The sequence below is a fragment of the Streptomyces sp. KL116D genome, assembly GCF_030766975.1.
Taxonomy (GTDB): domain Bacteria; phylum Actinomycetota; class Actinomycetes; order Streptomycetales; family Streptomycetaceae; genus Streptomyces; species Streptomyces longispororuber_A.
The window spans coordinates 21003-28248 of the sequence record NZ_JASERH010000080.1; the positions used below are offsets into that span (position 1 = coordinate 21003).

Genomic DNA, 7246 nt, shown 5'->3' on the forward strand with positions numbered 1-7246 from the left:
GGCCCGCCCCGGGCGCCCCTACTGGCCCAGTCCAGCGGGCGCGGAGCCGGTGGTCCGCGTCTCCTTGGAGCATGACCAAGGACGACGCCGAACTCGCCGCCCTCCGCGCCCGGGTGGCCGAACTGGAAGGGCGGCCGCGGCGGTCCAGGACCAAGTCCGCGCTCGCCGTCGTCCTGATCGTCCTGGCCGCCGTGCTCACGCCGCTGAGCGCGGTGGCCGTCTGGGCGGACTCGATGATCGGCGACACGGACCGGTACGTCGCCACGATGGAGCCGCTCGCCTCCGACCCGGACGTGCAGCACGCCGTCGCCAACCGGGTCACCACGGCCGTCATGCAGCAGATCGACGTCGACGACCTGCTGAGCGGCGTCGCGCCCGACGACCGGCCCCGTCTGGAGAAGGCGCTCGGCGCCGCGGAGGGCCCGATCACCAGCGGGCTGACCTCGCTGGTGCGCACCACGGCCGAGAGGTTCGTGTCGAGCCCGGCCTTCGCCACGGTGTGGAAGCAGCTCAACCGGACCGCGCACGCCGCCGTCGACAAGGCCCTCACCGGCAGCGGCGACGGCGCCGTCCAGGTCAAGGACGGCGAGGTCACCCTCGATCTCGCGCCCGTCGTCGAACGGGTCAAGGACGCCCTCGTCGACAACGGCCTCGCCGTCGCGGCGCACATTCCCGAGGTGCACACCAGCATCACGCTGATGCAGTCCACCGGCACCCTCGCCAAGGCGAAGAAGGGCTTCCGCCTCCTCCAACTCCTGTCCTGGGTCCTGCCGTTGATCGTGGTGCTGCTCGTCGTCGGCGGCGTGCTGCTCGCCCGGCGACGGCGCCGGGCGCTGGTCGGCGCCGCCCTCGCGGTCGCCGTGGGCGCGCTCGTCCTCGGCCTCGCGCTGTGGCTGGGCCGCTCGTTCTACCTGGACGCGCTGCCGTCCGACGTCTCGCGGCCCGCGGCCGGCGCCGTCTACGACACCCTCGTCCGCTTCCTGCGCACCGGCGTCCGGGTCGTCGCCGTGCTCGGCGCGGTCGTGGCGCTCGCCGCGTGGCTGAGCGGGCCCGGCCGGTGGGCGGTCGCGGTGCGCGGCGGCTGGACCGGGGCGATCGGCTCGGTGCGCGAGGCCACCGGCGGCGGCACCTTCGGGCCGGTCGGACCGTGGGTGCACCGGATGCGGACCTGGCTGAACTGGACCGTGGCGGCCGTCGCCGCCGCCGTCCTGCTCGCCTGGAACTACCCGACGGGCGCGGTCGTCGCGTGGATCGCGGTCTGCGCGGTGTGCGCGCTCGCGGTGATCGAGTTCCTCGACGCGCCCACGGTGCCCGACCCGCCCGCGGGCGTACCGGCCGCCGGCTGAGACCCGCGGCCGGCCGGGTCGGGCGTCCGTCGCGTACGTTCAGGCGTCCATCGCGTACGTCAGGAACACCGTCTTCGCCCCGTGCCGGTCGTACGCGGCGCGCGCTCGGTAGTTGTTCTCGGCGGTGCGCCACCGCACGTTCGGCCAGCCCTCCTCGGCGGCGACGCGGCGCAGCCCGGCGAAGAGCGCGTCGACGGCGCCGCCGCCGCGGTGGGCCGGGTCGACGAACAGGTCGTCCAGGAAGCCGCGGGTGCCGCTGAGCGGGGAGTCCTCCGCGCGGTAGTGGGCGAGGCCGACCGGGGTGCCGTCCGCGGTGCGGGCGATCAGGCAGCGGGTGGCGCGGGCCGGGTCGTGGATCCAGGCCCAGGCCCGGTCGAGCTCGGCCTCGGTCAGCTCGGTCGCGTAGAACTCCCCGTACGCGGCGAAGAGCCGGCGCCAGGCGAGGTGATCGCGGGACTCGGCGGGAGAGACGGTGACCTTAGGGATCACATCGCACTAGCGTCAATTTATTTTTGCACTAGGTCAATTGAAGCGGCTGGCCGGTGCCGGGGCGCGGCCGTCGTGCCGAACCTCCTTCGGTACGCCGACGGGCTCAGCCCCGTCTCCCGCTTCAGCCGCGCCCGCAGATTGGCGGCGCTGCCGAGCCCGCTGCGGTGCGCCACCACGTCGAGCCGCTCCTCGCCGCGCTCGATCAGCCGGCACGCCAGCGCCACCCGCTCGCCGAGCAGCCAGGCCAGCGGCGTCGTCCCCAGCTCGGCGCGGAACCTGCGGTGCAGCGTGGCCGGGCTGACGGCGGCGCGGGCGGCCAGGTCGGCGACCGTGATCGGCCCGTCGAGCCGCTGCTGCGCCCAGGCGAGCACCGGCGCGAGCGAGGCGTCCGGCACCTCGGGCACGGGCCGCTCCACGAACTGCCGCTGTCCGCCGTCCCGGTGGGCCGCGAAGACGAGCCGCCGGGACACCGCGTTGGCGATCTCGGCGCCGTGGTCGCGGCGCACCAGGTACAGGCTCAGGTCGAGCGCGGCGGCGCTGCCCGCGGCGGTCAGGACGTCGCCCTCGTCGACGTACAGGACGTCCGGTTCGAGCAGCACCTTCGGGTGCAGCGCGCGGAACTCGGCGGCCCAGCGCCAGTGCGTGGTGGCCCGCCGCCCGTCGAGCAGCCCGGCCTCGGCGAGCGCGAAGGCGCCGGTGCAGAAGCTCGCGATGCGGGCGCCGCGGGCGTGGGCGGCGCGGACGGCGTCGAGGACGGGGCCGGTGCGCGGCACCACGTTGTCGGGGCGCCCCGGCACGATCAGGGTGTCGGCCGTGTCGCACGCCGCCAGGCCCGCCGCCCCGGACAGCGTGAAGAAGCCCTGGTTCATGCGGATCCCGTCGGCCGGGGCGCACAGCGTCAGCTCGTACAGCGGGCCGTCCCGGTTCAGCTCGGGCCGGGGCAGCCCGAACACCTCCGTGGCGACGCCGACCTCGAAGGGGTTCACGCCGTCGTCGACGAGGACGACGACCCGGTGCGGCCGATGCGAACGGTGCGAGGATCCTTGCGGCATGTGCGATTTCTAGCACTCGTCGGGGCCGCGCGGCCGCCGCAGGATGACGGCATGGAACCTGTCTCCCTGCCCAAGGCCCTCACCACCTTCGACGACCTGTGGAGCCCGCGCATCGTCACGACGGTCAACGACTACGACGTCCGCCTCGCCAAGGCCGAGGGCGAGCACGTCTGGCACGTGCACGAGGACACCGACGAGTTCTTCCTCGTGGTCGAGGGCGAGCTGACGATCGGCCTGCGGGAGGCGGCGGGCGAGCGCGCCGTGGTCCTGGAGAAGGGCTCCGTCTTCACCGTGCCCCGCGGCACCTGGCACAAGCCCCAGGCGGCCCCCGGCACCGCGATCCTCGTCCTGGAGCCGACCGGCACGTCCTCCACGGGCGACGCCCACGACCCCGTACCCGACCACGTGGACTCGACGACCGGACACGCGTGGCACTCTTGAATCATGAACGACTCCGCTCCCCGCCGTGCCCGTGTCCGCGCCCCCGAACTGGTCGGCAAAGGCGGCTGGCTGAACACGGGCGGCAAGGAGTACACCCTTGCCGACCTGCGCGGACGCATCGTCATCCTGGATTTCTGGACGTTCTGCTGCATCAACTGCCTGCACGTCCTCGACGAGCTGCGCGAGCTGGAGGAGCAGCACCGGGACACCGTCGTGATCATCGGCGTGCACTCGCCGAAGTTCGTGCACGAGGCCGAGCACGCGGCCGTCGTCGACGCCGTCGAGCGGTACGGGGTGGAGCACCCGGTCCTCGACGACCCCGAGCTCGCCACCTGGAAGCAGTACGCGGTCCGCGCCTGGCCCACCCTCGTCGTGATCGACCCCGAGGGGTACGTCGTCGCGCAGCACGCCGGTGAGGGCCACGCGCACGCCATCGCCAAGCTGGTGGACGAGCTGGAGGCCGAGCACACGGCGAAGGGCACGCTGCGCCGCGGCGACGGCCCGTACGTCGCGCCCGAGCCGGTCGCCACCGACCTGCGCTTCCCCGGCAAGGCGTTGCTGCTGCCCTCGGGGAACTTCCTGGTCAGCGACACGACCCGGCACCAGCTCGTGGAGCTGGCGGCGGACGGCGAGAGCGTCGTGCGGCGGATCGGCAGCGGCGAGCGCGGCTTCGGCCCCGACTCCTTCAACGAGCCGCAGGGCCTCGCCCTCCTCGACGAGCACACCGTCGTCGTCGCCGACACCGTGAACCACGCGCTGCGCGCCGTCGACCTGGCGAGCGGCGCCGTCCGCACCCTCGCCGGCACCGGCAAGCAGTGGTGGCAGGGCTCCCCGACCAGCGGCCCCGCGCTCGACGTCGACCTCTCCTCGCCGTGGGACGTCGCCGTCTTCGACGGGAAGGTGTGGATCGCCATGGCGGGCGTCCACCAGCTGTGGACGTACGACCCGGCGGCGGGCACCGTCGCCGTCGCGGCCGGCACCACGAACGAGGGGCTCGTCGACGGACCCGGCGCCGAGGCCTGGTTCGCGCAGCCGTCCGGGCTCGCCGCGACGGAGGACCGCCTGTGGCTGGCGGACTCCGAGACGTCGGCGCTGCGCTGGGTGGACCGGGACGGGAGCGTCCACACCGCCGTCGGCACCGGCCTCTTCGACTTCGGCCACCGCGACGGGGACGCCGGCCAGGCCCTCTTCCAGCACCCGCTGGGCGTCACCGCGCTGCCCGACGGCTCGGTCGCCGTCGCGGATACCTACAACCACGCGCTGCGCCGCTTCGACCCCGCGACCGGCCAGGTCACCACGCTCGCCACCGACCTGCGCGAGCCCAGCGACGCCGTCGTCATCGGCGACGACATCGTCGTCGTGGAGTCCGCGCGGCACCGGCTGACCCGGCTGCGGCTGCCCGAGGAGGCCGTCCGCGTCGAGTCCGTCGCCCATCGCACGCAGCGCTCCGCGACCGACGTCGCGGGCGGCAAGCTCCGGCTCGACGTCATCTTCCAGGCGCCGGCCGGGCAGAAGCTCGACACCCGCTACGGGCCCTCGACCCGGCTGCTCGTCTCGGCCACGCCGCCCGAGCTGCTGGCCGCCGGTGACGGCGCGGGCACCGAACTCGCCCGCGAGCTGGTACTGAACCCGGCCGTGCCGGAGGGCGTGCTGCACGTCTCGGCGATGGCCGCGTCCTGCGACGACGACCCCGCCAACGAGTACCCGGCGTGCCACGTCCACCAGCAGGACTGGGGCGTCCCGGTCCGCGTCGCCGAGGGCGGGGCGGACCGGCTGCCGCTGGTGCTCGCGGGGATGGACGAGCGGGGCTGACGCGCGGGGCTGAGCTCCGGCGCCCGGCAGGTCAGCCGGCGTACGGCATGCGCGGGTTCCAGGACAGCACCTCGATGCCGTCGGCCCGCTTGCCCGCGTACTCGACCTCGCCGGGCGTCCTCAGCGTGACGGACGCGGCCGAGGCGTCGGAGTCGTTCATGACGAGCGAGAGCCGGATCGACGTGAAGTAGTCGTCCTCGGCCTTCGTCTCCTGGTAGACGGCGAGCGCCGAGTAGACCGTGCCGCCCGCCGGGACGAGCAGCGGCTGCGCGGGGCGCACGTCGTCCTTGGCCACCGGCACGTCGCCGTTGGCCTCGCCCGGCGTGACCACCGGGAACTTCTGCACGGTGCAGGCGGCGCCCGACGTGTTGACCGCGGTGATCAGCAGGTGGTCGCCCTGCTGCTCCGGGTTCTTGCGCTTGAGCGAGTAGGTGAGCGAGCCGACCTTGCACTCGGGGGCGCTCTTGGCCGTGGTGCCGCCGCTCTTCGCGGTGCTGCCGTTCTTGGCGGCGCCTGCCTGCGCCGCGCCCGAGGACTTCGACGCGCCGGTGCCGGTGGTGCTGGTGGCGCCCTGGTCGTCGCCCGTGCCGGTGCTCGTGCCGGTGCTCGTCGTGGCGGCGGCCGGGGCGGCCGCGCCCTCGTCCTTGGTGCCGCTGTCGCCGCCCGAGCAGGCGGTGAGGCTGAGGCCGAGCACCGCGGCGGCGGCGGCGAGGACGGTCGTGCGGGCGATGGTGCGGGTCATGGTGGTACTCCCCCGTAGCGGTGGCCCGCCCGGTCCGGCGGCCCTTGTGATCACTACAGTGCCCGGCCCCGTCGCCGTCCTGTCGCTCCCGCGCTATCGCCCCGTCGCCGTTTCGCTTCCGACCCGCTTGAGCTGGGCTTCCGCCTCCTGTACGCCCTTCTCGAAGCCCCGTTCGGCGGCATCGTCGCGGGCCGCGCGCAGACAGTCGGCGGCCTCCGCCGGGCGGCCCAGCGCGTGCAGGGCGGTGCCCCGCGAGACGCGCAGCAGGATCTGCCGCAGCGGCGCGAGGCCCTCGTCGGCGGCGCCGGGCACGGTGAGGCCGCGCTCCGTGCAGCCGAGGACCGCCTCGTGGTCGGCGCGGGCCAGCAGCTGGCGGGCGCGGTGCTCCAGGGCGAGCAGCTCGGTGAGGACGTCGCCGCAGGAACGGGCCAGTTCCGCGGCGCGCACGACATGGGCGAGGGCCTCTGTACCGGGCCGGCCGCTGCGGTCGAGCGCGACGGCCAGATTGACCAGGGCGGTGGCCTCGCTGGACGGGTCGCCCGCGCGGGCCGCGAGGCCGGGGGCGCGCTCCAGGTGCTCCAGGGCCTGGGCGAGCCGCCCCTCCTCGGTGAGCACCCAGCCGTAAAGGGCCCGCACGCGCGACTCGGCGTCCGGGTCGCCGAGCCGGACCGCGGCGGCGAGCCCCGTGGCCAGCAGCGGGACCCAGTCGTCGCGCACGTACCCGACGATGTACGGCCACTGCAGCACGACGAGCCGCCAGGCCCGGTCGTCCAGGCCCGCGGCGTGCGCGGCGCCGGCGGCCGCCGCGAGGTTCTCGCGCTGCGCCGCGTACCAGGCGAGCGCCGCGGTACGGCCCGGCAGCGGTGGTCCGCCGTGGTCGGCGCGGACGTCGGCGGGCAGCACGCAGCAGGGCCGGTCGTCGGGTTCGGCGGCGCCCGCCGCACGCAGGGCGGTGCGGACGTAGTGGTCGAGGAGGCGGACCAGGGGCTCGGGCTCACCGGCCCGCCCGGCCTCCCGCGCGTACAGCCGCACCAGGTCGTGCATGGCGAACCGGCCGGGGGCCGGCTCGGTCAGCAGATGGGCGTCCGCGAGCCGGGACAGCGCCGCGGCGGCGTCGGCGGGGGACGTGGCGGCGAGGGCGGCGGCCGCGTACCGGTCGACGCCGGGCCCCGGCAGCGCGCCGAGCCGCTCGAACAGCAGCCGGGCGTCGTCGGGCAGCGCGCACAGGGTGAGCCTGAGCGCCGCCGCGACGCCCGTGTCGTCGACGTCGAGGAGGGTCAGCCGGCGCTGCTCGTCGGCCAGTTCGTCGGCGAACGCGGACAGCGGCCACTGCGGCCGCGCGTTCACCCGGGCCGCAACGACGC

The 7246-nt window shown here is 75.1% G+C and carries 6 protein-coding genes and 1 pseudogene; 3 read left to right on the forward strand and 4 right to left on the reverse strand.

Going from position 1 to position 7246, the window contains the following annotated elements:
- Positions 1 to 71: 71 nt before the first annotated feature.
- Positions 72 to 1346 carry a hypothetical protein gene (locus RBJ77_RS30950; RefSeq protein ID WP_372347997.1) on the forward strand — a complete coding sequence of 425 codons (1275 nt, stop codon included), beginning with the start codon at positions 72 to 74 and terminating at the stop codon, positions 1344 to 1346.
- A gap of 39 nt (positions 1347 to 1385) precedes the next feature.
- Here the strand turns inward: RBJ77_RS30950 and RBJ77_RS30955 are convergent, their stop codons facing one another.
- Together RBJ77_RS30955 and RBJ77_RS30960 are read right to left on the reverse strand one after the other, a co-directional pair.
- Positions 1386 to 1835: a GNAT family N-acetyltransferase gene (locus tag RBJ77_RS30955; protein ID WP_372347998.1), complete on the reverse strand. Its 450-nt coding sequence runs from the start codon at positions 1833 to 1835 to the stop codon at positions 1386 to 1388.
- 17 nt (positions 1836 to 1852) lie between these two features.
- On the reverse strand, positions 1853 to 2887 hold the full coding sequence (locus RBJ77_RS30960; RefSeq protein WP_372347999.1) for a GlxA family transcriptional regulator: 1035 nt from the start codon (positions 2885 to 2887) through the stop codon (positions 1853 to 1855).
- Positions 2888 to 2938: 51 nt separating this feature from the next.
- Between RBJ77_RS30960 and RBJ77_RS30965 the strand changes: the two genes are divergently transcribed.
- Both RBJ77_RS30965 and RBJ77_RS30970 read left to right on the forward strand, forming a co-directional pair.
- On the forward strand, positions 2939 to 3328 hold the full coding sequence (locus tag RBJ77_RS30965; protein WP_372348000.1) for a cupin domain-containing protein: 390 nt from the start codon (positions 2939 to 2941) through the stop codon (positions 3326 to 3328).
- 3 nt (positions 3329 to 3331) lie between these two features.
- Positions 3332 to 5140 carry an NHL domain-containing thioredoxin family protein gene (locus RBJ77_RS30970; RefSeq protein WP_372348001.1) on the forward strand — a complete coding sequence of 603 codons (1809 nt, stop codon included), beginning with the start codon at positions 3332 to 3334 and terminating at the stop codon, positions 5138 to 5140.
- Positions 5141 to 5171: 31 nt separating this feature from the next.
- Here the strand turns inward: RBJ77_RS30970 and RBJ77_RS30975 are convergent, their stop codons facing one another.
- Positions 5172 to 5882 carry a DUF4232 domain-containing protein gene (locus RBJ77_RS30975; protein ID WP_372348002.1) on the reverse strand — a complete coding sequence of 237 codons (711 nt, stop codon included), beginning with the start codon at positions 5880 to 5882 and terminating at the stop codon, positions 5172 to 5174.
- Positions 5883 to 5975: 93 nt separating this feature from the next.
- Positions 5976 to 7246: pseudogene (locus RBJ77_RS30980) on the reverse strand (AfsR family transcriptional regulator); the annotation flags it as partial.

Bases quoted from the DNA above. Each gene is read 5' to 3' on its own strand.
- RBJ77_RS30950 (WP_372347997.1), top strand. From the start codon at position 72: ATGACCAAGGACGACGCCGAACTCGCCGCCCTCCGCGCCCGGGTGGCC.
- RBJ77_RS30960 (WP_372347999.1), bottom strand. From the start codon at position 2,887: ATGCCGCAAGGATCCTCGCACCGTTCGCATCGGCCGCACCGGGTCGTC.
- RBJ77_RS30965 (WP_372348000.1), top strand. From the start codon at position 2,939: ATGGAACCTGTCTCCCTGCCCAAGGCCCTCACCACCTTCGACGACCTG.
- RBJ77_RS30970 (WP_372348001.1), top strand. From the start codon at position 3,332: ATGAACGACTCCGCTCCCCGCCGTGCCCGTGTCCGCGCCCCCGAACTG.
- RBJ77_RS30975 (WP_372348002.1), bottom strand. From the start codon at position 5,882: ATGACCCGCACCATCGCCCGCACGACCGTCCTCGCCGCCGCCGCCGCG.